Genomic DNA, 24,870 nt, shown 5'->3' with positions numbered 1-24,870 from the left:
CGTGGAACAGATGTTGTTTTAGCGGCTCGGCTGCTGGCCACTGCAGCAGCAGGCCTGTGACAGGTCGACCATCTCGAGCCCGGCCTTCGCGGCGCTGGCGGCGCGGAGATGGGCGTAGGCGCGTTTGACGAGCAGCCCGGCGCGGTCGAGATCTCCGGCGAGCGCCTCGCCGCCCCTTGCCTGTGAGAACGTTCCCAGCGCAAGGCGCGAAAATCGCAGCGCGGCATCGAGCTGTGCCTTGTGCGCCTCCGTCCCGGGGGGCACCTTCAGCGCCCCCAGCCGGTCGCCGGCCTGTGCCGCCCGCGCCTCGCAGGCGGCGTATTCCGGCAGGTCGGTGACCTGGCGCTGCGCGGTGAGCTGCGCGAGGATCACCAGCCCCGAGATCTGACCGATGATGCGGCGCAGGTCCTCGTAGACCGGACGGCAGGCGGCGGCGTAGCGCGCCACCGCGTCCGATCCGAGCGTGACCGCGAGCTCGTCTGGCGACGCCACCGTCTCGGGCAGCGGCCCGGCGAGCGACAGCGCGCAGTCGGGTTTGTGCGACTGCGCGAGCCGCGTGAAAAGATGGGTCTGGTCAGTCATCGGCCCTCCTCCGGTCCATGACGGTGTTGCGCTCGACAAGCCTGCCGGGCGGGATGTGCAGGATGCGCTGCGCGACGTCCGCCGAGGTCGCCAGATCCGAGGCGAGCTTCACGGTCGCATCCATCATCTTCGCGAGCGGCTGCGCGATGGTGGTCAGCCGGTGCGACGGCCAGCCGGCCATGGCGATGTCGTCGTATCCCACCACCGAAATGTCCTCGGGCACCTTTAGCCCGATGCGCTCCTGCACGCCCTCGATGAAGCCGATGGCCACGATGTCGTTCGCACAGAGCACCCCGTCGGGGCGGCGCGGCAGGTCCTTGACGGCAAGCCCGGCCTCGTAGCCGGCCTCGTAGGTGAAGCGCCCGGCCTCGATCACCTGGGGCGTGGCAAGTCCGCGCCGGGTGGCTTCCTCGCAGAAGCCCTGATGCCGCTCGACGTTCGTCGAGGCATCGGGGAAAGCCGAGACATAGAGCAGCTCGCGGTGGCCGAGGTCGGCGAGATAATCTGCGGCGAGGCGACCGCCCGCAACGTTGTCGCAGGAGATGCCGTAGCCCAGCCCGTCCTCGGAGAGCCGGTTGAAGAAGATGACCGGCGCGCCGGCGGCCTCGCAGCGGTCACGGGCGTGGGATTTCAGGTTCGTCGCCAGCACGATCATCAGGTCGGGCTGGTAGCTCAGCAGCAGGTCGACCGCCTCGTCGGTGCCGTCGGCCTGCTCGGCCGAGGCCAGCATGACGTTCATCCCCTGCTTCTGCAGCAGGCTCGTGAGACGGGTCATTACCTCGGGGTAGAACGGGTTGGTCAGATCCGAGACCACCATCCCGACGATCTGGGTCTTCTTGGTGATGAGACTCTGGGCGAAAGGGTTGGGCCGGTAGCCGATCTCTTGCGCGCGCTCCAGCACGATCTTTCGGGTCGCCTCGGCGATAACCGCATCGGGGTAGAAGGCCCGCGAGACGGTTGACACCGACATGCCGAGATCCCTGGCGAGATCCTTCACCGTGATCCGGCTGCGCTTTGTCCTAGGCATCGTCTTTTCCATTTTTCCGTTATCTGCCTAAAAAGCGAGTGTTCCTGATGTCGGCGCGGAGTCCAACGGCTTGCGGTCGCCGCGATGGCGTACAATGGCGCCCGCCGCCGGAGAGCGGGCGCCGATGGCATGACTTACGGCTGAACCGTCGCCTCGACCTTGGTCAGCTTGTAGAGATCCTCGGGCGCGTCGCAGCGGGTGCAGTTTATGCCCGGCTCGTTGGCCGCCTCGGTCACCTCGGCGGGCAACGGCTGGATCTCGGCGCCCTCGACCGCCGTGCCGTTCAGCGCCGACTCCACGTTGACCTCGGGCAGCAGTTGGGGGTTCAGCACCTCGGAGACGAAGGAGGTGGGCACCTTGCTCGGCGGGAAGACGTTGCAGCCGCTCTCGTAGCTGTCGCCCTCGCAGACCTTCACCGCGTCCGCCGGCACCCAGGGCAGCGGATACTCGATGTTCATCGGCTCGAGCTCGCGCTTGCCGGTGAGGATCTCCATCGCCAACTTGAAGGCATAACCCGATTGCGCCGGCGGCGAGCCCGCCGAAACGCCTGCGAGGCCCTTCTCCTGCATCTTCGGGTCGGCCAGCGCGAGACGGAAGCCTGCCGAGTTCTCGCCGGTCATCGGCACCAGCCGGTCGCCCGCGTCGAGCATCGCCTGGATCGCGCCGTATTCGCCGGCCTGCGCCCAGATGCCGTCAACGTCGGGATGCGCGGTCAATGCCTTGGCTGTTTCCTGCTGCGTGGTCCGGTCGTCCCAGTAGGAATAGTATTCCGCGACCACCTCGATCCCGGGATACTGGTCGAAGATATGCATCGCGCCGTCGGTGTGACGCTGGTCGACCGAGTTGCCGGGCACGCCGCGCGAAAGGAAGATCTTGCCCTCGCCGCCCAGCTCGTTGACCAGCGCCTGCGCGGTGTTCTCGCCGAAGCCCGCCGAAAGGTAGCTGACGTTGTAGGCGCAGCTCTCGGTCACCGTGGCATCATACATGAAGAACAGCACGCCCTCCTCACAGCCGCGATTGATCGTGCGGTTGAGCGCGGTCGAGGAAATCGGGAAGCTGATGATGGCGTCCGCGCCCTCGTCAATCATGCTCTCGTAGGCTGAGATCTGTGCCTGCGGGTCGGTGCCCGAGATCACCTCTTCGAGCTCGACCATCTCGTCGTAGGGCGGCGTCTGCGCCAGCGCTTTGACGATGTTCGCCGCCTCGGACTGCCAGGCGTTCCCGGAGTAGGACAGGCTCAGGTAGACCTTGAACTTCTCCTGGGCCTGCGCCGCGTTCGAGAGCCCCAGCGTGGCCGCCGTGAGCGCGAGCCCCGCCGCCGTCGTCTTCAGTGCAGTCGTCTTCATGTTGTCTCTCCTCCTGACAAGCCCTGACTTTGCGCGCGCCCGGTCCTCAGCGACCGAGACCGCGCAGTTTCTGGAAAAGCTCCTCGCGCAGCAGCAGAAGCGCCGCGAGAATGATGGATCCCTCGATGATCGTGCGCAGGCCGAACTCGAGCCCTAGCGCCGAGATGATGGTACCGAGGATGGTGAGCAGCAGCGCGCCGCCCACGGTCCCGAGGAAGGTGCCCCGCCCGCCGAGGATCGACGAGCCGCCGATCACCACGGCGGCAATCGAGGGCAGCAGGTAGTCGTCGCCCATGCGCAGCGTGGCGCCGTTCGAGTAGCCGACCAGCGCGATGCCGACGAAGCCGGCGCAGACGGCGCTGATGACGTAGGGCAGGATGCGCACCAGCGCGACCGGAACACCGGCGTTGCGCGCCGCGTCGACGTTGGTGCCGACGGCGTAGAGGTAGCGGCCGTAGACGGTGCGGCTCTGGAACAGCCAGCCCGCGACGGCGAAGATCACGAGCGCAACGACCGGCGTCGGCAGGCCGAGAACTTGGCTCTTCATCAGCGCGACGGCGGCGTCGGGCGCGGCGCCGCGCGGCGTGCCGCGGGTGTAGCCCAGCAGCCCAGAGGCCACGATGATCGACATCGCCATGCTCATGATGAACGGCGGCACGCGCAGCCAGAGGACGCCCGCGCCGGTGGCCAGCCCCACGAGCCCGCAGGCCCCCAGCACGCCGGGCAGCAAGTACCATTCTCCGGGGTTACCGGCACCCACCCAGCTTGTCGCGAGGATACCGCCCATGGTGATCGTCGCGGGCAGCGACAGGTCGAGCCCGCCGGTCAGGATCACCACACCTTGACCGAAGGACAGCACCACGAGGAAGAAGCCCAACACCAGCACGGTTTCCACCTGCGACCACGAACCAAGCGCGGGGTTGATGAGCCGCGCGCTCAGCAGCAGGAGTACGCACAGGATCGCGACGCTGACGGTGCTGACGGTCTCGCGGGTGAGCTTGGCACTGCCGCGCGTGTCTCCGGTCTGGGTGAAGCCGGTCTCGGGGGTGGCGGTCTTGCTTGTGGCGGTCATTTGCGGTCTCCGAGGCGAACGAGAAATGCGCTGAAGACAACGGCGAGGATCAGCACCGCGCCCTGGAACATGCCGGTGTAGAACGACGCGATCCCGGCCGAGAACAGCACCTTTTGCAGAAGCGTGAGCGTGGCCGCGCCCATCATCGTGGCGAAGACACCGCCGCGACCGCCAGACAGCGAGGTACCGCCGAGCGCCACCGCCGCGAAGGTCAGCATCAGAAGCGGCGTGCCCGACGACGGGTTGCCGGTTGCGGTCTGGGCGCTGAGCATGAAACCCGCGAGCCCGTAGGCGCAGCCCGCCACCACATGCGCCACCAGCCGCACGCGGGTGGTGTTGATGCCCGACAGCGCGGCCGAGATCTCGTCGGCCCCGATGGCGTAGAGCGAGATGCCGAAGGGCGAGCGCCGCAGCACCATCCAGATCAGCAGCACCACCCCGAGCACCAGCCCCGACACCGGGATCACGCCCCACAGCCGGTCGGTCATCTCGTAGGAAATCCACTCGGCGACCCAGCCGCCGGGTGCCTTGAGGATCACAAGCGCGATGCCCTGACAGATGATCATAGTGGCAAGCGTCGCGGCGATGGACTGGAGCTTCAGCACCGCCACGAGGTAGCCGTTCACCACGCCCACCGCCGCGCCAATGGCAAGGCAGATCAGTACCGAGACGGCGGCGCCGCCCGACCCTTCCAGCGGGTAGACGGCGAGCACCACGTTGCAGATCGAGATCACACCCGCGACCGACAGGTCGAAGCCCCGGCTGACGACGATGATCGCCTGCCCGGCGGCAGCCAGTGCCAGCGGCGCGGTGTTGTTGATCAGCGCCGCGATCGAATAGGAGGTCAGCGCCTTGGGCTGCTGCACGGCGTAGAGCACGTAGAGCAGCACGTAGACCATCACGATCAGCCCGGCACCAGTCAGGAAGCGGGTGGCAAGGCCGGGGCGGCTGTCATGGAACGTCGGGTGTTGCAATTGTGCGTCGGTCATGCGGGCACTCCTTCGGTGGTCTCCGGGGCGACGTGGCCCAGCATGGCCGCGACGAGGGACTGCTCGGTGATCTCGGCGGCCTCGAAATGGCGCGTGATGCGCCCGCCGTAGAAGGCGAGGCAACGGTCGGCGAGCTGGACGATCTCGGGAAGCTCGGACGAGTAGAACAGCACCGCCCCGCCCTCGTCGGCAAAGGCGCGGATGGCGGTGTAGATCGACTGCTTGGTGCCCACGTCGACGCCGCGCGACGGGTCGAACAGCAGCAGCGTCTTGGCCCCGGTGGCGAGGGTCCGGGCGATTAGTGCCTTCTGCTGGTTGCCGCCCGACAGTTCGCCGATGGGAAAGCTCAGGTAGCGCGGGTTCATTTCGACGCGGTCAGCGGCGGCCTGCGCCACCGACATCTCGCGCCCCTGCGAGATCAGCGTGCCGCGCGCCGCCTGCCCCATCACCGGAAGCACAACGTTGGTGGCGGCGCTGAGGCCGGAGAGGATGCCCTCGGTTTTGCGCTCTTCGGGCAGGTAGGCGATGCCGCTGCCGGTCTTCAGCGCGTCGCGCGGCCCGGACAGTTTCACCGGCGTGCCGTCCACCTCGATGCGGCCGGAATGCGGGCTTTCAAGGCCCGCGAGCATCCGGAACAACTCTTGCTGCCCCTGCCCCTCGAGCGCCGCGACCCCGAGTATCTCGCCGGGCCGCAGGTCGAAACTCATGTCATGCAGGTCGTGCCCCGACAGCCCGCTGACCGCCAGTCGCGCCGGCGCGTCCGACGCGGGCCGCTTGGCACGCGGCTTGCGCTCATGCGCGGATTTCCGGCCCACCATCATCTCGAAGATGTCGCCGTCGGACGCATCGCCGAGGTCGACCGAGGCGATGGTCGTGCCGTTGCGCAGCACGGTGGCCTCGGTGCAGATCTCGCGGACCTCTGCAAGCCGGTGCGAGATGTAGAGCACCGCTACCCCGCGCCGAGTCGCCTGCCGGATCTGGTCGAACAGCCAGTCGGTTTCCGCGAGCGAGGCGGTGGGCTCGTCAAGGATCAGCACCTGCCCCGCGTTGTCGATGGCGCGGGTGATCTCGATGCGCTGCCGGTCGGCGAGCGCCAGCTTGGCAACCTCGGCGGCGGGGTCGATCCGCTCGAGCCCGTGGCGGGCGAGGATCTCGGCCCCGGCCTCGAGCGTGCGCCGCGTCGAGACCATGCCAGCGAAGGCGCGCGGGAGATCGGGCAGCAGCAGGTTCTGCGCGACGCTGAGGTTGGGAACGAGGCTCAGTTCCTGGAAGGCGGTGGCGACCATGCGGGTGCGGGCATTGAGCAGCGACTGCGGCGCGTAGGGCGTGCCACTCAGCAGCATGGTGCCCGCGTCGGGCGCGACGGCACCGGTCAGGATGCGCACGAGCGTGGATTTGCCCGCGCCGTTCTCACCCAGCAGTGCGTGAACCTTCCCCGCCGCGAGCGAGATGTCGGCGTGCTCCAGCGCCACGGTTGCGCCATATGTCTTGTGCAATCCTGCAGCGCTCAGCGCGGCGCGCTCCGCACCGGGCTCGGCTCCCGAAGGCTCGGGCCGATCGTCGAACATGGTGGTCTCCTCCCTGCGCCCCCGAGGTCGTTCCGCGTAATGGGAACGTTCTCAGAGAACGTTCCCATTACCAGCATCTAAAGGGATTCGCGTCAAGAGGCTTTGTTGCGTTAAGGCCGGTTAAGGGATTCGTCCAGCAAATTCAGGGTGGTAGCTGGTCTGCATGAGCAGACCCATCCCACCGAACTACAAGACCAAGAACTGGCCGGCCTACAACAAAGCGCTGAAGCGGCGCGGCTCCCTTACGAGCTGGTGCGACCCGGACATGGCCTGGGTGCCGCCGCCTACACAAGAGAGGCAAGCAACCAGAGTATAGCGATGCCGCGATCCAGACATGCCTGACGATGAAGGTGCTTTTCGGCATGGCGCTCCGGCAGACGCCCGGGCTCGTGGAGAGCCTTCTGCGGCTCGTCGGCCTCGACTGGAAGGTGCCGGATTTCAGCACGCTGAGCCGACGACAGAAGACGCTAGCCGTCACCATACCCTACCGTGGCTCGCAGGGGCCGCTGAACCTGCTGATCGACAGCACCTGCATCAAGGCGGAGGGCGAAGGCGAATGGCACGCCCGCAAGCATGGCGGCGCGAAACGCCGGCTTTGGCGCAAGCTCCACATCGGCGTCGACGAACGGACGATGGAGATCCGAGCCATCGAGATCACCGGAAGCAACATCGGCGACTCGCCCATGCTGCCCGAGCTTCTTGACCAAATCCCCGCTGACGTGGAACTCGGCAAGGTCACCGCGGATGGTGCTTACGCCACACGCAGGTGCCACGCCATGCGATAGAGAAAGAGCGCTCAGGGGAGATAATTGGGCCATTTCCCTCAACCCTCGTATAAGGCCAAATTATGTTTGTCTCTTGTTGCCGCGTTTAGGTGGCGAAGAAGCGCTTTTGAACTTAAGGTTATCGATGGCTGAATGCGTTTGCAGCCCCCGCGAGCGACATGAGAAGACGCAGGCTACAGTGGCCAGACTGTCGTAGGCCTACAAACGCAAGCTGCCCCACCAAAGCAATGAACCGTCGCAGAAACCAAAGTCACTCTTCATCCGGGACGGAAAAGCGCTCGGCCTGGGCCCGAGCGCAGTTCTCGAGAACCGTGAACACGTCAAGACTGCCGGACCCGCGCACGCAAGGATGCGGGTGATCCTCGGTCCGCTCTGTCAGCGCCGCGAGCCGGGGCAGAGTTCCATCCCGCCGAGGGTGACCGGACAGAACCACGTCGACCCCTGCCTGCTCTGAAATCCGAGCCATTCTGGCGGCAGATTCCGCGTAGGTTTCGAATTTTCACCGGGTCTGGCCGAAGTTGAAGCCGGTTCCGCCCCACAGGATGGCCACATGCGTTTTTCGCCATCGGTGACCTCGAACACCGGCGACACGGTGCCAGGGGTATGCCCAGGGGTCAGGTGTATCGTCAGCTTCGAGCCGCCGAATGGAGGGTCTCCCCATCGGTCACGACACCGCCACGCTCCGGCGGTGGGCCAAAGGGCGGATGCGTCCCGAGCCGCTCCACAAGATCCCAGTCTTGCGCCGACATCAGCACCTCGACCCCAAGTTTGCGCGATGAAATCCGTGCCGCCATAGTGATCGCCATGCCCATGGGTCACCAGAACAGCCTGAATGCCGGCGGGATCAAGGCCGAGAGTCGCCATGCCGCCAAGAATGATCTCCTTGGCCTCTTCATCGCTGTTCAGCCCGTCAATCAGGACGTAGCCATCGTCGGTTCCATAAAGCCATGCGGTCACCGACGGCGTTCCGAGAAACCAGAGATTGTCGAAGACCTGAGTCGGCGGAACTGGTTCGGGTGGGGCTGTCTCTCGGGCGCTCCGCGAGGCTGCGCTGCGCTGTGTGCCGGGACTGCGCGGGACATTGACGTCACGAATCCGAGCCTCGAGCTCGCAGAGCGAAGCATAGCCGGGGAATGCCGTGGAAGCAGCAATGCCAAGCTCGGCGAGCCGCTGTGCTTGCGGTGTGACATCGGCGAACGCAGAACCGGTGATGACGGCCGCCATGATTGCAGCGAGGGATGGTCTGAGCATGCGGCCTCACAAAAGTGGCGGGTCTGGAGCGCCGGCCCGCATGCGTGGGCGCGACGGCTGCAAGCCGCCCGATAGCGTCTCGACCAATGCGCGACAACCAGAAGCCGGGACACGGACGGAACAGTGACCTGATCAGAGGGTGAAGGCTGCAACGAAGGAATCGAAAACGGCATCGTCCGCACCCCCGCCGGCTTCCCCGAGGCCTACCGCCAGTTCCGTGAGGGCGGCTGGACGGCGATCACTTGCGACCCGGCCTATGGCGGGCAGGGTCTGCCCGCTGCCGCCGACGTGCTGGTGACCGAGATGATCTGCTCGGCGAACCTGTCGTTCGGCATGTATCCCGGCCTGTCGCACGGCGCCTATCTGGCGCTGCACAGCCACGGCCCGGACGAACTGAAGCAGGCCTACCTGCCAAAGCTGGTCGATGGCACATGGTCTGGCACCATGTGCCTGACCGAGCCGCATTGCGGCACCGATCTGGGGCTTCTGCGCACCAAGGCCGAGCCGCAGGAGGATGGCAGCTTCCGCATCACCGGCACCAAGATCTTCATCTCCGCCGGCGAGCATGACCTGACCGAGAACATCATCCACCTCGTGCTGGCGCGGCTGCCGGGTGCCCCCAAGGGCTCGCGCGGGATCAGCCTCTTTCTTGTGCCGAAGTTCTTGCCCACCCCCGAGGGCACCCCGGGAGAGCGCAACGGCGTGATGTGCTCCGGCATCGAGCATAAGATGGGGATCAAGGCCTCGTCGACCTGCGTGATGAACTTCGACGGCGCGCAGGGCTGGCTCGTCGGCGCGCCGCACAAGGGCCTGCAGGCGATGTTCACCATGATGAACAACGAACGGCTCGCCGTGGGCGGTCAGGGGCAGGGACTGGCCGAGGCCGCCTATCAGGGCTCCGTCGCCTATGCCCGCGAGCGCCTGCAGGGCCGCTCGCTCACCGGCACCAAGGCCCCCGACAAGCCCGCCGATCCGATCATCGTGCATCCCGACGTGCGCCGGATGCTGCTGCAGCGCGCCACGACCGAGGGTTGCCGGGCGATGGCGGTCTGGGTGGCAAAGGAGCTCGACAAATCCACCCATCACCCCGAGCCGGAGGTGCGCAAGGCCTCCGAGGATTTCGTGGCACTGATGACGCCGATCGTGAAGGCACTGTTCACCGACCTCGGCTTCGAGAATGCCAACCTCGGGATGCAGGTGCTGGGTGGCCACGGCTACATCCGCGAGCACGGCATGGAGCAATACGTCCGCGATGCCCGCATCACGCAGATCTACGAAGGCACCAACGGCATTCAGGCGCTCGACCTCGTGGGGCGCAAGCTGGGAGCAAACGGCGGGCGGTACCTGCGGCGGTTCTTCCACCCGGTGGCGGAGTACATCGAAGGCCACGCCGAGAACCCCGAGATGGCGCCCTACATCGCGCCGCTCGCCAAGGCCTTTGGCCGCTTGCAGACCGCAACCGGCACCGTTGCCCAGAGGGGGCTTGCCAACCCGGACGAGGCCGGGGCGGCGGCGACAGACTACATGCGGCTCTTTGGCCTGACGGCGCTCGGCTATCTCTGGGCCCGCATGGCCGAGACCGCGATGACCAAGAGCCGGGAAACCGGCGATGCCGACGGCTTCTATGCCGCCAAGCAGGTGACGGCGCGGTTCTACATGGAACGGGTGCTGCCTCAGACCGGCGCGTTGCTGTCCCAGATCATGGCCGGCAGCCAGAGCCTTATGGCGCTGGACGAGGCGGCTTTCTGAGCGGAGAGCCGACCGCGGGAAGGCACGACGGCCCCCCTTCCCGCGTCTCACTCAGACCCTGCGCAGCCGGTCACCGGGCAGCGCGCAGGAAATCGGCAGCACGGCTTTGCCTGATGGGCCGGGCGGCGCAAGAATGACCTCCATTGAGAGACAGGGCGAAAGGGAGTGAGCGGAATGGACACCTTGAGCGGCAAGACACTCTTCATCAGCGGCGGCAGCCGCGGCATCGGCCGGGCCATCGCGCTGCGCGCCGCGCGTGACGGCGCCAACGTGGTGCTGGCGGCCAAGACGGTCACCCCGCATCCCCGCCTGCCCGGCACCATCGAGGAGGCCGCGGCGGAGGTCGAGGCGCACGGCGGGCGCGCCCTGCCGCTGCAGCTCGACATCCGCGACGACGCGGCGGTGGCCGAGGCCGCGCGCAAGGCCGAGGATCATTTCGGCGGCATCGACATCGTGGTCAACAACGCCAGCGCGATCTCCCTGACGCCCACCCCCGACACCGAGATGAAACGGTTCGACCTGATGATGCAGGTCAACATGCGCGGCACCTTCGCGGTCACCCGCGCCTGCCTGCCGGCGCTGAAGAACGCCGCGAACCCGCATGTGCTGACGCTCTCGCCGCCGCCCTCGCTCGATCCGGCCTGGTACGGCCCGCATGTGGCCTACACGATCTCGAAGATGGGGATGAGCCTGTGCGTGCTCGGCTGGGCCGAGGAGTTCCGCAGCTTCGGCATCGCCGCAAACGCGCTCTGGCCCCGCACTGTCATCGACACCGCGGCGCTTGCCATGCTTGGCGGCGCGGTCCAGTCAAGGAACTGCCGGACGCCACAGATCGTTGCCGATGCCGCCCATGCGATCCTGACCCGTCCCGCGAGGTCCTGCAGCGGCAATTTTTTCATCGACGAGGAGGTCCTGCGCGCGCAGGGCGTTGCGGATTTCTCGGGCTATGCCGTAGACCCCGGCGAGCCGCTGCTGCCCGACCTTTTCGTCGCCTCGGAAAGCTGACCGGGTCAGATCGCGAGGGGCCAGAGGCGAACGATGTGGCCAATGGGCACGACTTTTACGCTGCCCCTTGCGGATCCCTGTTCACAACGCGCGCCTGCATTGACCATGCCAACGCCGCTCAATCGCATCCCGATGGCGCTGCCGCCGCCAAGCGCGGACACTACTTCGGCTCACCAACCGCGGTCTGCTCGTCGAGGTTGGCCTTGATCTGCTCGCTAATCCCCTCGACAAGAAAGGTCGCCCCGAAAACGCTCAGATGATCATCGTCGCGATAGATGGGGCGCCCGTTGATCGCGGTCAGGCAGACTGTCCGGCAAAATACGAATGAGGTATCGATCAACGAGGCGCCATACCCTTCGGAAATCTCTGAAAGGATCAGATTGGCTTCCGCGTTTCGATGCTCAAAAGCCGAAGGCGCGGTCGAAAGGTTGGGCGGTTTTCCGAAAAGGGCTGAGCGCAGGATTTCCTTTGGAACATGGGTGCCCGCGAAAGCGATGCCGGTGAGGAAGACTGGGTGGTGGCCAACATCCATCAAACGGGTCGCAATCTCTTCGAGCCCCGCGCGAACCAATTGCGCATTCTGCGCCACCTCACCATTGGTCCGGCCCGTGCGCGCCAGCACGACCGGACGCCCGGACGCCCGGCCTCGCCCGCCGGTCTGGTCCCCTCGACGGCAAGCGCCCAACGCCCGAAAAGCAAAACCGGGGCATGGCCTTCGAGTTGTTCGATCCATTCAATCGCCGTCTCGTTCTTTTCGTCGCAACGGTGGCTCAACGCCCGGTCAGCCCTCCGAACTCCCAGAACCGGCGTATTCCGTTGAAAAACTCGGCTTGCCTGAAGGGCTGGCCGCTGATTCAATTTGGCTGCGGCAGCTTGAGGTGAACGGCGATGATGGGGTCCCGGCAGGAAGCGCAAAGCGCTCTCTTCTACGAGTTCTCGATCGAAACGCACGTTCCGCCGGACCACATGCTCAGATCGGTTGATCAATTCGTCGACCTGGCCAGCATCCGGCAGCACCTGGCGCCATTCTACAGCTCCACCGGACGGCCGTCGGTTGATCCGGAACTAATGATCCGCATGCTTCTGGTGGGTTACATCATGGGCATCCGGTCCGAGCGCCGGCTCTGCGAGGAGGTCCATCTCAACCTTGCCTACCGCTGGTTCTGCCGCCTCGATCTGACCGTCCCGGTGCCGGATCATTCGACCTTCTCCAAGAACCGCCATGGCCGCTTCCGCGACAGCGACCTGTTGCGCCATCTCTTCGAGACCGTGGTGGCCCGGTGCATCGCGGAGGGCCTGGCCAGCGGCCAGCGCCTCGCCGCGGACGCCAGCATCATCCAGGCTGACGCGAACCGGCAGAACTCCACGCCGAAGTCGGACTGGCACCCCGCCAGCATCGACCCCGGAGACGCGCCTCGGGCTGCCAGGGAATACCTGGACACACTCGATGATGCCGCCTTTGGCGCAGCGAGCCCGGTCGAGCCGAAGTTCACCTCCCATTCCGATCCCGCTTCGCAATGGACCGGGGCTCGGGGAGGTCCGGCCTACTTTGCCTATTCCACCAACTACCTGATCGATACCGACAACGGCGTGATCCTTGATGTGGAGGCCACCCGGTCGATCCGCCAGGCCGAGGTTGGATCGGTGCGGACCATGATCGACCGGGTGAACGATACATTCGGCATCGCACCGGAACGGCTGATCGCCGACACCGCCTACGGCACCGGCGTCATGCTGGACTGGCTGGATCAGCAGCGCGGCATCGCACCCCATATCCCGGTGTTCGACAAGTCAGCTCGCCGGGACGGAACATTCGAACGCGCCGACTTCAACTATGACGTCGCGAGCGATGTTTACACCTGCCCGGGCGGCAAGGAATTGAAGCAAAGCCGCCGGACCTTCGCGAAACCCCGGGAGAAGACGCCGGATGAGCATGGCATGCTTCGCTATCGGGCGAGCAAGACTGATTGCGATGCCTGCGAGTTGAAAGCGCGTTGCTGCCCCAAGACGCCCTCGCGGAAAATCCTCCGGTCGATCTTCGAGCCCTCCCGGGATCGGGCGCGTGCGATTGCTCAGACGCCCGACTACGCGATCTCCTGCAAGCTCCGGAAAAAGGTAGAGATGCTCTTCGCGCATTTGAAGCGCATCCTGGGCCTCAACCGTCTCCGATTGCGAGGCCCGAGCGGCGCACGTGATGAATTCCACCTCGCAGCCGCCGCACAGAACCTCCGGAAGCTCGCAAAGCTCCTTCCGATCCCACAGGTCGCCTGTTGAGGAAGGATAGGCACAGGCACCGCAAATCCTGGGCGAGCGGCAACGCGATCACCGAGCCGAGTTTTTCAACGGAATAGGCGCACAGGCGATCTTGGTGAAAGCATACCCCGAGAGCCCCTGCTCTTTCATCCACGGATCGAGGCCCGCCAACAGCGAACCGGCGTGGGAGTACCCCCACAGCACAAGGTCCACCTCGGAAGGGGAGTCGAACTCTACCCCGATCTTGCACGGTGTCCCGACGGACACAGACATGCAGCGCTGATCCACGGGATTCCGGTCGGTCGCTTCGGCGTAGGCGACCATCGCCGCCCGATCAATTCGCTCAACCCCGCCTGCGGAGATCAGAACCGCGACCGACGCAAGCGCCACCGCCGAATAGGAAGCCGCCGATGCCTTGAAGATGCCCGCCCGTCCAAGCCGAAATCCCGCCGTGCTGCGCCGAAATGGTCTTTCGACATAGCGCCAGCTTATCCAAGCCAAGACGACCGAAAGCGGGATGCAGATCGCCCACTGCTCTGCCGACAGCTCCAGGCTCCCGCCCAGAATGCGCGCCGCAACCAGCACAGGCCAATGCCGCAAATAGAGAGAATAGGACATCAGACCGATCCAGACCATAGGTGCCCATGAGATGAGCCGGTTGGCCAAGACGCGATCGTCGTGACTGCCGGACCAGATCAGCGCTGCGGTCCCGAGACAGACTGGAAGCGTCACCATGCCCGGAAACGGCGTGGCCTCATCGATAAAGATATACGCAGCCATCAGAGCAGCCAGACCTGCCAGGCCGACGCATTCGCGGCTCGCCCGTGAGGTGATCCGTGAAAGAACGCCTGTCGCAAGCAGCGCACCCAGGCCGAGCTCCCACATCCGCGTGGGCAGGAGATAGAAATTTGCGGTGGGCACGATATCGGTCGCCCAGACCGACAAGAGGAAGGACCCGAGCCACAAGCAACCGATAAGCAAGACCTTCCCGGTATGGTTCATGCCAGAGATCGAGGCGAGAAGCAGCGGAAAGAACAAATAGAATTGCTCTTCGACGGCCAAAGACCACGTGTGCACCAGAGGTTCGAGGATCACTCCGTTGCCAAAATAGTCACCGGGTGCCAGCCAGAACCAGATATTCGAGCTGAAAGCCAGCGTCGCAAGGGCTGATTTCGCAAGGTCCATGTACTCGTCGGGCAGCAGAAGGAACCAGGCCCCTGCAAGACTGACCAATATCATGACGGTCAGGGCCGGAAGTATGCGGCGGGCGCGCCTTTCGTAGAACGCGATGATGGAAAACCTGCCGTCCTGGATTTGCCTCAGCAGGATGCTGGTGATCAGATACCCGGAAATCACAAAGAAGACGTCGACACCGATGAAACCCCCGTCGAAGGCTGGGATGCCTGCGTGATTGAACACGACTGGCAGAACCGCCAAACAACGTAGCCCGTCGATATCGGGCCTATATGTCCTTGAAGTCACGGCCACCGCTCCTCTTAGAAATCCGTTCGTCTGACCTAGATACGCACGTCCACCGATTCCCTGTTCTGGTTGAAAACATTACATTCTCTGCTTCGTTGCCGCGGCGGCAGTCGCGAACCGCCATGCGGCGGAGAAGCGAAGCGCGCGGCAGGTTTGGTCGTACCGCTGTGCGTCAAGCGGTCTAGCCGGCGATTGTGATCGCACTTATCCTGTGCCGCTCGAACAATCCGCGAAGGGCCTTGGTCACCGGCTGTTGCATTTTGCTGTCGATCACCGCGCAAACCGCCGCACCCAGCACGCTTACGAAAATGATCTGCGCCCAGCCCTCCAACCTGCATATCCGGCAACCGCGCCTGCAGACCAAGCGTGCCCGCCTTAGTCATCAGTGCGGCCAAGACGAATGCAAAGAAAAATGCCTCGCAATTCAGCGTCCATCCCGGCACTGGGATCGGCCAAATCTGCTCGGGAACGCCGCTGTGGTGGTGCGGGATGAAGAACAAGAAGGACAATCGTTCGGGCAGTCGCCGGAAGGGATCGCCCACCGCGAAATCCGCTCTGGCGATCAAAAGGAAGAAGACCAGCGTAAACATCCAGCAGAGTGGCACGATGCGAATAATCCTGCGCCGCGCGAACGTCAGTGCTGGTTCATCGCGACACGACTGCAGCATCACGAAACCACTGATGACAAGGAAGATCATCACGCCGGGGTCCCCGAGGTTCACATCGTGAAAAGGTGAGAAGCTTCCATCGCGCTCATGCAGCGCGTGATGGAAGACCACCAACATCGCGGCGATCCCGCGAAAGTATTGGATTGCGTCTTTCCGCTCTGATCTCTGAGCCGTCTCGGCGCCATTTCGTGCTCACCTTAGAAGAGGCGCAGAAGTACCCAGCCCATCAAAACTTTAGGTCATTTAAAGAAATTTCTGATGCACGCACCGCGGAACGCCTCCATCAATTCGGCATTCCGAACCCACAGCAACCACGTCAAACGAGCGGGCATAGGCCGCTTTGCACACAAGCATGTACTAAATTCTCGCAAAACCTAGGCAACAAGGATACCCAGCCGCGGGAAACACCCGCTTTTTCTAAGCCAAAGCACGCGCCAAGCACAATTTTTCACCACGACTGTCCCTGTTTGCCGCGCCCTTGCGGCGGCACCGATCCAAAGCGCGTTTGTATCGTCCCAACATTGGGAAGACCGCTGCCTCGCCGAGGGACGCGCTCGCAGGTATGAGAGCGCGCTCAAGATTGACCGCAGAGCACCTTATGCAGCAGCAGATCCAGCCCTTGGTCTAGCAGCGCCTCGGCGGCGGCGCGGTTCTCTGCCTTGACATAGAGCCGCAGCTCAGGGGCGTTGCCCGAGGGGCGGATGTGCAGGATGCGCCCATCGGTCAGGGTGATCCGCACGCCGTCGGTCAGATCGCAGGCGGCCTCCGCCGCGCCGAGCTGCGACAGGAACTCTGCCCGCGCGCCCGCATCCTCGCGCAGCAGCGCCACGAAGGGCTGAGACGCCTCCTGCGGCACCTCTTGCAGCCGCTCGGCCAGGGTCACCACCGGCGGCTCGTCGGCCACGCGGGCCGAGAGCGGGCCGGTCCCGGCGGCGATCAGCACCGTGATCCGCGGCAGCATGCAGTCGCGGGTGGGCAGCGGCGCCAATGTGCCGTCGGGCCCGGCGGCCTCGAAGCCCAGCAGAAAGCCGCCATTGGCCTCATAGCCGACGACCTTGCCGCCAAGCTCTTCCATACCCGCGATCACGAAAGGCGAGTCGATGCGGGTGGTCCGCACCCGGCCAAAGCCCTTGCGGCTGACGCCGGAGTTCGAGGAGATCGGTGTGACCACCGCCTCGGCCCGCAGCGCCTCGGCGGTGATCTGGCCCATGATGTCGCCGGGCACGAGGGCGCCGGTCTCATCGGCCAGCAGCGGCTGGTCGCTGTCGCCATCGGTCGACACCAGCGCGTCGAGCTGATGCTCGCGCACCCAGGCGCGGATCTGCGCGCGGGTGTCGGGATCGACCGCCTCGGTGTCGACGGGGATGACATTTTCCGACCGGCCCAGTTCGAGCACCTCGGCACCGAGGCCTGCCAGCATGGCGCGCAGATCGTCGCGGCCGACGGCGGAATGGGCATAAAGACCGATGCGCTTGCTCGCCAGCGCCGTGCTCCCGAGCGTTTCCGTATAGCGCGCGACGAAACGGGCGGCGGCCTGCGGGTCCTGCGCCAGCGTGCCGCGCGCCCTGCCCGCCGGGCGGCCGAGCGCGGCGGTGATCGCCGCCTCGTCGACCTTGGTGATCTCGCCGCGGCGGGTGTAGAACTTCAGCCCGTTGCGGTCGGCGGGAATGTGGCTGCCGGTGACCATGATCGCCCCGGCGCCGGCCTCAAGCACCGCCAGCGCCAGAACCGGGGCGGGCAGCGCGCCGCAGTCGATCACCCGCAGCCCCTCGGCGCGGGCGGCAGCGATGATATCGCCCGTGATGCGCGGTCTGGAGGGGCGCAGCTCCCGCCCGAGGTATAGCGTGCTGCCGTGATAACAGGCGGCAGCAAAGGCGCGTGCATGATCCGCGACCAGCACGAGCGTCAGATCCACCACCAGACCGCGCAGGCCGCCGTTTCCAAACTTCGGGGCCATATCTGTTCCTCGCTCCGTCGCGGCGCGGGCAGGTGGGCGGCGTGGGGCCACTACCCTCTGGCGCCCTGACCGCGGGCGTAAACGTCCTCGTAGCGCACGATGTCATCCTCGCCGACATAGGATCCGGTCTGCACCTCGATCAGCACCATCGGCATCTTGCCGGGGTTTTCCAGCCGATGCACCGCGCCAAGCGGCACGTAGATGCTCTCGTTCTCGGTCACCAGTTTGACCTCACCGTCAACGGTGACCCGCGCCGTGCCCTCGACCACGATCCAATGTTCCGAGCGATGCACATGGCTTTGCAGCGACAGCGCCGCGCCGGGGTGGACATGGATGCGCTTGACCTGAAAGCGGCTGCCCACCGCAAGGCTTTCGAACCAGCCCCAGGGGCGGTGGTCCATCGGAAACTCTACCGCCTGTTTCGCGCCCTTGGACTTCAGTGCATCCACCGCAAGCTTCACATCCTGAGCACGCTCTCGGCTGGCCACCAGCACAGCGTCGTTCATCGCCACGGCGACAATGTCCTTCAGACCGATTCCAACGAGTTGCAAGGATGCCGTATCGGAACGCAGGAGCGATCCGGTACAATCGATCGCCGTTGCGCCTTCATTGCACACCACCCCGCCCTCGTCCTGCTCCATCTCGCGCCAGATTGCATCCCAACCGCCAAGATCGGACCAGCCGCCGTCAAAGGGCACCACCTCGAGATCGGCGGATTTCTCCATCACCGCGTAATCGATGGAGATGTCCTCGGCATCGCGCCACGCCTCGGGCTCAAGCCGCAAAAAGCCAAGGTCCACCTCGGCGCGTTCCACCGCCGTCCGCACCGGTGCCAAAAGCTGGCTGGCGTGGGTCTCCAGCGCCGACAGTATGTCCTTGACCCGGAACAGGAAGATGCCAGCGTTCCATTGGAAGTTGCCCTGCGCCAGCATCGCGGAAGCGGTGGCGGCGTCGGGCTTTTCGACGAAACGCTTCAGCGAGACCGTACCGCCCGCGCTTCCTTCCTCTGTGCTGCCCAGTTCGAGATAGCCAAAGCCGGTCTCGGGTCGGTCGGGCTGGATGCCGAAAAGCACCAGCTTGCCGCGCTCCAGAGCTCCGCGTCCTCGGTCCACGGCAGCCCGGAACGCCGCGCAATCTGGAACCCGATGGTCCGACGGTGCCACCAGCATGATCGCTTCGGGATCCTTGGCCTGCAGATGCAGCGCCGCCGCCAAGACGGCGGGGGCGGTATTACGTCCCTCGGGCTCGATCAGGATGGCGCCGGGTTCCATCTGCACCGCGGCCAGTTGCTCGGTGACGACAAAGCGAAAATCCGAATTTGTCACCACCACGGGCTTGGCGAAGGCACCGCCGCCGTTCATGCGCAGCGCCGTCTGCTGGAACAGACTTTCGGACCCCATGAATTTTGCGAATTGCTTGGGATAGCTTTTGCGCGAGACCGGCCAGAGCCGCGTTCCCGATCCACCACAAAGAATCACAGGAGTAATCGTTTGCATTGCAAACCTCTCAAGAAATCAAATCTAAAAAGGTGCTTCAATCTCTATGTCATGATGATGCGCGCTTGCCGGAACGATTTCATCCCTCGATTGACACGCGTCGCGAATTTCGCCGTTTCCGCAAGATCATGCTGGTCGATGTGACAAATTGTTCAGCATCTGAGTAGCCGGACCACAAGCGTACGGCGAAATCGGGTTGCGCGCAAAAATCGCCCGGAAAGCGACCTTATTTTCGCGTTCTCAGGACCTCCGAGCGAAATATTCGCGTGAAATACTTCACCTCTTAGATCGACAAGCGTACGCGCCTTGCGAGAGGGATATTGTAGAGCGGCGGGCAAATACGATTCATCTCGACTTGCCCGAACTGCGCATCTTTCGGGCATCCCAGCCCACGGCCCCACAGCGCGGCAAATCGAGCCTTGGATTCGTTTGGCCGATGCCAAAGGTGCTGCTACGCTTGGGCTAAGTATTTTCAATCCGTACATAGGCCCACAATGCATTATCTGACTCGAGATATTCTCGATGCTCCGGATCTTGGCACCGCGTCAGAGCTGCTGAGAGACCACTTGGGGCTGGACCGGCGGCTGCCTCTTTCGGTGACGCGCCGGGCGCTTGAAGACCCCCATTTTGCCAAGGCCCTCTATGCGACGCGCAAGCTCCCTAGCGTGATGGAGAAGCTCATCGCAACGGCGGAATCCCCTGCGCGACCTTCGTCGCTGGCCATAGGCGCCAAGGCTGCCGGAAGCGTCCTCAAATGGGGTATGGAAGGGCTGGAACACGCCAAGCCCTGGGATATCCAGCGTCGGCTAGAAGCGTGCCGCGCCTGCCCATTCCAGGCGCCGGCCCCTGACACGCTGATCTATCGCGGCGCGACAGTCATTGTCGGCAAGGACGCAAAAATCTGTACGTCCTGCAACTGCCTGACCAACACGAAGGCGGCTATGGCGCGTGAGCACTGCCCCGAGAAGGACCCAGAGAACCCCCAGGTATCGCGCTGGGGGGAGACGTGGGAGCCGCCCAAAACCATGCCCGGATCGCCATGGGACTAGAGCGCCAAGCTCCGGATACGGGCCTTTCGACACACGCCGGTCGTCCTTCGGTTTCAGACGCAGCGGATCGGACCTACCGGGGCGCACCACGCATCGTACAATTTGCCGTGCCTTATAGCCCAAACGTCGGGGATGGCGTCATTTCCGATTGCCTTGCGCACGCGCTCGAAAGCCTTCTGCCGGACGCCGAGTTCAAGCGGATCGATCTATCTGGCCGGCAAGACTTTGGCGATGTGACATTGCGCAACCGGGCGCTTGTCATCCAGTTGCTGAGCCGTCTGCCGAAGGCTCTGCGTCAAAGGCTGGTCAGCGCCAAACTCTCGCGCATGCTCGACCGTATCGAGGCCGAGTGGCGCGCCGCAGTTGCGCACGCAGACCTTGCGATTATCGGTGGCGGGCAGCTTTTCTCCGACGCCGACCTGAATTTCTGCCTAAAAGTCGCGCGCGCCAGTGACGTTCTCGCCGACGCCGGTGTACCCGTGGTGATACATGCCGCCGGTGTCGCCGGGAACTGGTCGCGGCGCGGCACCGAATTGTTTACGCGGGTCATCAACACCAACCTGCAAATGATTGGATTGCGCGACATGCAATCGGTCGATGCTTGGAGCGCGCAATGTCAGGCTGCGGGCCTCGACACGCTGGCCCCCGAGATAACCCGAGATCCCGGCCTGCTCGCTGCCGAATGTTACGGGGCAGTCGCGGCAACACATCGCGTTGGGATCGGGGTAACCGCTGCTCAGATCCTCGCCTATCACGCAGACGACTCCCCCGGAGCAGCGAGCGGACCGGAGTTTTTCGCCGGCCTCGCAAAGGCGCTCGCGTCGCGCGGCCATGCCGTTGCGCTGTTTTGCAATGGCGCCCGTGAGGACCGTGACGTTTTGCAGCAGCTGGCGAAACGACCCGATCTTCGCCAGCAGGGCGTCGAATTCCTTGCCGCGCCCGACACCCCCGCCGAACTTGCGCGAATGATCGGCGGACTGAGTGGCTTGGTCGCGCATCGGCTGCACGCCTGCATCCTGGGCTATTCATACCGTATCCCGGTCGTGGGCCTCGGCTGGGACCAAAAAGTGGAAAGCTTCTTCGGATCGACAGGACGATCAGATTTTTTTCTCGCGGCGCGAGATGTTGAGGTCGCTTCGGCTTCCGCGTTGCTGGAGCGCAGCCTTGCGGCGGGCATCGACCCGGCGACGCATCGCGCAGTTCTTTCGGAAACCAAGGCAGGGCTCGGTCGCGCACTGAACGCAGGCTTGCAAGCTGCGGTCTCGGCGGCATGACACACGCACGCGACGTTCCGACAGCGGGAGGTGCAACCTCATCCATTTTTCACCTCGGGCAGAGCCCGGCGCTGTGCAAAATATTGAGGCACCCCACGCGAAACCCGGAGGTGGGGAGCCAACGCCGCCAAAAGCAGATTGCAATTCTTAGCTTGCGCCCCATACTTCTAGAAGCGCAATCATACTTCACGCACTATTCTTCCTTGTAGTTTTGCTTGCTTTCGTTTCTCACAGTTTTTTCACTTATACATTTTGCCCTCTGGCGCGGCAAATCTGCGCCTCCCTATTCCTATTTCCTTTGATATTTATTTTCTCATCTTTCGCGAAGACAGCCCTTATTCCAAGAAATGGGTATTTCCGTGCCTCAGCCGCTTCGAATAACCGTTGTCATATGCTCTTCTGGACGCCCCGAGTGCCTTACCTTTATTTGGCAACGCCTCCAGATGCAGACACGGCCCGCACACAGAATTGTCGTATCAGTTCCCGGCGTTGAGGACATTCCGAGCAGTTGGCGGCCTGCCGCCGAAGAGAACGGTATTCCGCGACCGGAGGTCGCGATTTCGCCCAAGGGGCTGCCAAGGCAACGAAATGTCGGGCTGGAGATGACCTTGGACGACTCCGACATCGTTGTCTTCTTCGATGACGACTATGTGCCCTCGCGCCACGCAATCGAGGGGATCGAACGGCTTTTTGCAGCATTCCCGCATGTCACAGGGATTACCGGCACGCTGCTCGCCGACGGCATCAACGGGCCCGGCATTGCGCTCGACGCCGCCGCCGTGATGGTCGATACATGGGAGCGCGACGCGGGCGTCGACGTGCGCAATGCCAAGCCTCGGATTATTGCGTCACGGATCGGTCTCTACGGCTGCAACATGGCCTTTCGCGTATCGGCGGTGGGAGCAGTTCGCTTCGACGAACGTCTGCCGCTGTATGGATGGCAGGAGGATATCGATTTCTCCGCGCGGGTGCCCGGCCCGAAGTTCACCACCGACGCGTTCATTGGTGCCCATTGTGGCATGAAGCGAGGGCGGGAAAAACGGGGCGAGATGCTCGGCTACAGCCAGATCGCCAATCCGGTTTACCTGTGGCGGAAGGGTTCGATGCGACCGCGCTTTGCGATGAAGCTCTGTATCCGGAACTTCCTGTCCAATCACGTCAAGGCTCTGCGCCCCGAACCGTGGGTCGACCGTCGAGGACGGCTTCGGGGAAACTGGCGCGCGATCGCAGATCTCTGCCTCGGCAGGGCCCACCCGGAAAGGATTCTGACGCTGCAATGACCCACCATGCCGAGACGATCACCCCGCTTGCCGCACGGCCGGAGCTGACCGCAAGCTCCATGCCGAACCTGTTCCTCATCGGGGCCTCCAAGGCGGGGTCTTCCGCGCTGCACGCCTACCTCAAGGTCCATCCGCAGATCTACATGAGCGAGATCAAGGAGCCGTGCTACTTCGTTAATCAGGCTGAACTTGAAGAGGCTTGGCCGATCATGGCCCGCAATCCGGCCTCTCACGACATCTCGGCCTATGGCTCTCTGTTCAGCGGCGGCGCCGATAAAGCATATCGCGGCGAGGCGAGCGTCTACTACGCGCAAAGTCCGCACCGCTCGGGCGTTGCGGCGCGCATCGCGCAGACCGTGCCGGACGCGCGGATCATCTATGCGGTACGGGAACCAGTGTCGCGTACGATCGCGCATTACTGGCAGCGCGCCAAGGAGTTTCAGGAACCCCTGCCCCTCGACGACGCGATCCGCCAGAACCCGATCTATCGCGACACCTCCGACTATGCCAAGCAGCTGTCAGAGTATCTGAAGGTCTTCGATCGCAGCCAGATCCACGTGCTCCTTGCCGAAGATCTGCGCCACGATCGTCGCCAAACCATGACCAGCCTCTTCGACTGGCTTGGCATCGCGGATCATGCGTTTTCCAAAGACGAGCTCGCAGACGTTCATGTCTCATCGAAAGTGAGCCGCAAGCAGCGGTTTGGCTTCGTTCGTACGCTTCGCGATTCCGCGATCTGGGCTAACGCACGCGAGGCGCTGCCGCGCTCCGTGGTCGACAGGCTGAGAGACATGGCCACGGTCAGCTTCGACAAGGGCACGGTGGACGACCAAGACACCCGCGTCTGGCTACGCGACTATTTCATGCCGCGCATTGATCGCTTCGAAGAGATGATTGGCAGGCCACTGGATGTCTGGCGCAATGCAAAGTGAACAGGCACGGCACACGCGAGATCCGGCCGTGAGGGATCGGCGCGCGCCCTAGCCATGACCCAAGGCATGATGACCCACACGCAACACGCTATGACCCTCGAAACAGAGTCCCCAGCCGCCAGCGCGCGGGCGATCGAATGGATCGCCGGGCTCGGCGGCGCCGGCGATCTGGACCCGGACGCGCGTTTCGTGCCGCACGGCCCGCCGCCGGGGCTGGGCCCGTCGCGGCATCCGATTTGGAAACTGCCGGGGATGCGCCCGCTGGCCAAACCGGTGCGCACTGCGAAGGGTGCCCTGGAGGAGTGGCGCACGCAGCGGCTCGCCTCAGTAATCAGCCCTTCTGGCATGACCTTCGTGCATATTCCAAAGAACGCGGGTTCGTCGGTCGCAGAAACCCTCTACGGCGAACTCATGGGCCATCACTCCATGCAGTTCTTTAACGCCGTTCTCCCCAAGCGCCTTGTCGAGGGCGGTTTCAGCTTCGCCATCATCCGGAATCCAAGGGCGCGCCTACGCTCTGCCTTCACCTATCTCAAGACAATGGCGAGCACCGGGCCAGACCTCCGGTTTCGCGATAAATACCTGACTGACATCGAGGACTACCCGGCGTTCTTGGCCCGCCTCGAAGACGAGAGCTTCCGCAATAACATCATGAACTGGCATCATTTCAGAGAGCAATGTGCCTTTATCGCAGACGCTGACGGGCAGATTTTGGTTGATGCGCTGTTCTGCATGGACCGCATGGATTCGGTACAGGCCCTGATGAATATCAGCTTCGCCAGCGCACGCCCTATCATGCACAGCAATGCGTCCGGCAAAGCTCCGAAAGCCGAGGCGCAGGTGCCGGTCGCGGAGAGAATTCTGCGCGAGGACATCCGGCTTTTCTCCGCGCTGACGGCCAGCACCGCTGGCGTGCTGCGCACGCCCAAATTCTTCGAAAGACACCAGTTGCCGCGCTGACCCACCAGAAGGCCAGTAGAGGGGAGGTGCCGCGCGCAGCGCCGACCCATAAGCTGGAGACCTCCGATAACCCGTTCGGCGGCCACCGATCGTCCGGTCGAATGCGCTAATGCGCTCGCTGGCGCGGCACGTTTAATTTGCTAGG

General features: G+C 64.1%; 20 protein-coding genes and 1 pseudogene. 9 read left to right on the top strand and 12 right to left on the bottom strand.

Annotated elements, in window-relative coordinates; translation table 11 throughout:
• Positions 1–18: 18 nt before the first annotated feature.
• From ACXAJT_RS14015 to ACXAJT_RS13990, 6 genes are all read right to left on the bottom strand, one after another.
• A complete protein-coding gene (locus ACXAJT_RS14015; protein ID WP_475236208.1) occupies positions 19–582 on the bottom strand; it encodes a hypothetical protein in 564 nt (187 codons plus the stop codon).
• Complete coding sequence (locus tag ACXAJT_RS14010) at positions 575–1,609, bottom strand: LacI family DNA-binding transcriptional regulator (RefSeq protein ID WP_475236207.1); 1,035 nt, start codon at positions 1,607–1,609, stop codon at positions 575–577. Before ACXAJT_RS14010 ends, ACXAJT_RS14015 begins: the two co-directional genes overlap by 8 nt.
• Positions 1,610–1,743: 134 nt before the next feature.
• Entirely contained in the window at positions 1,744–2,955 is a 1,212-nt protein-coding gene (locus ACXAJT_RS14005) for a sugar ABC transporter substrate-binding protein (RefSeq protein WP_475236206.1), read from the bottom strand.
• A gap of 46 nt (positions 2,956–3,001) precedes the next feature.
• Positions 3,002–4,027, bottom strand: coding sequence for an ABC transporter permease (locus tag ACXAJT_RS14000; RefSeq protein WP_475236205.1), 1,026 nt, complete (start codon positions 4,025–4,027; stop codon positions 3,002–3,004).
• A complete protein-coding gene (locus tag ACXAJT_RS13995; RefSeq protein WP_475236204.1) occupies positions 4,024–5,016 on the bottom strand; it encodes an ABC transporter permease in 993 nt (330 codons plus the stop codon). The genes ACXAJT_RS14000 and ACXAJT_RS13995 overlap by 4 nt, the downstream gene beginning before the upstream one ends.
• On the bottom strand, positions 5,013–6,584 hold the full coding sequence (locus ACXAJT_RS13990) for a sugar ABC transporter ATP-binding protein (RefSeq protein ID WP_475236202.1): 1,572 nt from the start codon (positions 6,582–6,584) through the stop codon (positions 5,013–5,015). Before ACXAJT_RS13990 ends, ACXAJT_RS13995 begins: the two co-directional genes overlap by 4 nt.
• 163 nt (positions 6,585–6,747) lie before the next feature.
• On the opposite strand from ACXAJT_RS13990, the pseudogene ACXAJT_RS13985 reads away from it, so the two are divergent.
• Positions 6,748–7,357: pseudogene (locus tag ACXAJT_RS13985) on the top strand (IS5 family transposase); the annotation flags it as partial.
• Positions 7,358–7,744: 387 nt separating this feature from the next.
• Here ACXAJT_RS13985 and ACXAJT_RS13980 read toward each other — a convergent pair.
• Entirely contained in the window at positions 7,745–8,620 is an 876-nt protein-coding gene (locus tag ACXAJT_RS13980) for an MBL fold metallo-hydrolase (protein WP_475236201.1), read from the bottom strand.
• Positions 8,621–8,779: 159 nt separating this feature from the next.
• Between ACXAJT_RS13980 and ACXAJT_RS13975 the strand changes: the two genes are divergently transcribed.
• Entirely contained in the window at positions 8,780–10,369 is a 1,590-nt protein-coding gene (locus tag ACXAJT_RS13975) for an acyl-CoA dehydrogenase C-terminal domain-containing protein (RefSeq protein WP_475236498.1), read from the top strand.
• 174 nt (positions 10,370–10,543) lie between these two features.
• Complete coding sequence (locus tag ACXAJT_RS13970; protein WP_475236200.1) at positions 10,544–11,374, top strand: SDR family oxidoreductase; 831 nt, start codon at positions 10,544–10,546, stop codon at positions 11,372–11,374.
• A 160-nt stretch (positions 11,375–11,534) separates the two neighbouring features.
• Here the strand turns inward: ACXAJT_RS13970 and ACXAJT_RS13965 are convergent, their stop codons facing one another.
• On the bottom strand, positions 11,535–11,996 hold the full coding sequence (locus tag ACXAJT_RS13965) for an SGNH hydrolase domain-containing protein (protein ID WP_475236199.1): 462 nt from the start codon (positions 11,994–11,996) through the stop codon (positions 11,535–11,537).
• A gap of 266 nt (positions 11,997–12,262) precedes the next feature.
• On the opposite strand from ACXAJT_RS13965, the gene ACXAJT_RS13960 reads away from it, so the two are divergent.
• Complete coding sequence (locus tag ACXAJT_RS13960) at positions 12,263–13,648, top strand: IS1182 family transposase (RefSeq protein WP_475236198.1); 1,386 nt, start codon at positions 12,263–12,265, stop codon at positions 13,646–13,648.
• Between the two features lie 48 nt (positions 13,649–13,696).
• Here the strand turns inward: ACXAJT_RS13960 and ACXAJT_RS13955 are convergent, their stop codons facing one another.
• The 4 genes from ACXAJT_RS13955 to ACXAJT_RS13940 all read right to left on the bottom strand — a co-directional run bounded on the left by ACXAJT_RS13955 (position 13,697) and on the right by ACXAJT_RS13940 (position 19,230).
• Positions 13,697–15,115: an acyltransferase family protein gene (locus ACXAJT_RS13955; RefSeq protein ID WP_475236197.1), complete on the bottom strand. Its 1,419-nt coding sequence runs from the start codon at positions 15,113–15,115 to the stop codon at positions 13,697–13,699.
• A 29-nt stretch (positions 15,116–15,144) separates the two neighbouring features.
• Positions 15,145–15,921 carry an acyltransferase family protein gene (locus tag ACXAJT_RS13950; protein WP_475236496.1) on the bottom strand — a complete coding sequence of 259 codons (777 nt, stop codon included), beginning with the start codon at positions 15,919–15,921 and terminating at the stop codon, positions 15,145–15,147.
• A 430-nt stretch (positions 15,922–16,351) separates the two neighbouring features.
• Positions 16,352–17,734 (bottom strand): phosphohexomutase domain-containing protein, encoded by a 1,383-nt coding sequence (locus ACXAJT_RS13945; RefSeq protein ID WP_475236196.1) that lies wholly within the window; start codon positions 17,732–17,734, stop codon positions 16,352–16,354.
• 50 nt (positions 17,735–17,784) lie between these two features.
• Complete coding sequence (locus ACXAJT_RS13940; protein WP_475236194.1) at positions 17,785–19,230, bottom strand: mannose-1-phosphate guanylyltransferase/mannose-6-phosphate isomerase; 1,446 nt, start codon at positions 19,228–19,230, stop codon at positions 17,785–17,787.
• 494 nt (positions 19,231–19,724) lie between these two features.
• Here ACXAJT_RS13940 and ACXAJT_RS13935 point away from each other — a divergent pair, with 494 nt between their 5' ends.
• The 5 genes from ACXAJT_RS13935 (at position 19,725) to ACXAJT_RS13915 (ending at position 24,725) form a co-directional block, all read left to right on the top strand.
• On the top strand, positions 19,725–20,279 hold the full coding sequence (locus tag ACXAJT_RS13935; RefSeq protein WP_475236192.1) for a hypothetical protein: 555 nt from the start codon (positions 19,725–19,727) through the stop codon (positions 20,277–20,279).
• A complete protein-coding gene (locus tag ACXAJT_RS13930) occupies positions 20,237–21,553 on the top strand; it encodes a polysaccharide pyruvyl transferase family protein (protein ID WP_475236191.1) in 1,317 nt (438 codons plus the stop codon). Before ACXAJT_RS13935 ends, ACXAJT_RS13930 begins: the two co-directional genes overlap by 43 nt.
• Positions 21,554–22,161: 608 nt before the next feature.
• Positions 22,162–22,833 carry a glycosyltransferase family 2 protein gene (locus ACXAJT_RS13925; protein ID WP_475236189.1) on the top strand — a complete coding sequence of 224 codons (672 nt, stop codon included), beginning with the start codon at positions 22,162–22,164 and terminating at the stop codon, positions 22,831–22,833.
• Positions 22,830–23,765, top strand: coding sequence for a sulfotransferase (locus tag ACXAJT_RS13920; RefSeq protein ID WP_475236187.1), 936 nt, complete (start codon positions 22,830–22,832; stop codon positions 23,763–23,765). Before ACXAJT_RS13925 ends, ACXAJT_RS13920 begins: the two co-directional genes overlap by 4 nt.
• Before the next feature lie 66 nt (positions 23,766–23,831).
• Positions 23,832–24,725 carry a hypothetical protein gene (locus ACXAJT_RS13915; RefSeq protein WP_475236186.1) on the top strand — a complete coding sequence of 298 codons (894 nt, stop codon included), beginning with the start codon at positions 23,832–23,834 and terminating at the stop codon, positions 24,723–24,725.
• The last annotated feature ends 145 nt before the right edge of the window (positions 24,726–24,870 follow it).

It is taken from the genome of Salipiger sp. ABF4_146 (genome assembly GCF_056161345.1).
The sequence above is the reverse complement of the archived record's forward strand: the minus strand, read 5'-3'. Positions and strand labels throughout refer to the sequence as shown.